This is a genomic window from Gilvimarinus gilvus (assembly GCF_030518155.1).
In the GTDB taxonomy this organism is placed as follows: Bacteria; Pseudomonadota; Gammaproteobacteria; order Pseudomonadales; family Cellvibrionaceae; genus Gilvimarinus; species Gilvimarinus gilvus.
In genome coordinates this window covers 1-312 of record NZ_JAULRU010000162.1, presented here as the reverse complement: position 1 = coordinate 312, position 312 = coordinate 1, and the positions used below count along the sequence as shown (strand labels likewise).

Below are 312 nucleotides of genomic sequence, written 5' to 3'. Positions count from 1 at the left end.
GGTTGACCACTTCACCTTTAACCACGGCGGAAACCGGCTTAGTGCTGCCGTCGGTCTGCTTTTGCAGTACTGAAACGTTCAGCAATGCCTTGGTTTTACTGCGGGTAATACCATAGGACTGGGCGACGTCCGGTTGAATGAAACTGCTATTGAAGGCGTTGTAGTGAATCATGTAATCGCCGTGAGATACCATCTGTTCGGCGCTGGCCAGGCTACAGAGCGTTGAGATGAACAGACCGGTGATTACGGCCAGAGTGTTACAAACCTTTTTCGTAAAGTGTTTGCCTAAAGTTGCTGCTTTCATTGTCTTCT

Annotated in this window: 1 protein-coding gene; it reads right to left on the bottom strand. The window is 49.0% G+C overall.

Annotated elements, in window-relative coordinates:
* Positions 1 to 304: DUF4426 domain-containing protein (locus QWI17_RS01270; RefSeq protein ID WP_302720679.1), on the bottom strand; the 304-nt coding region annotated here is incomplete at its 3' end.
* Between the last annotated feature and the right edge of the window lie 8 nt (positions 305 to 312).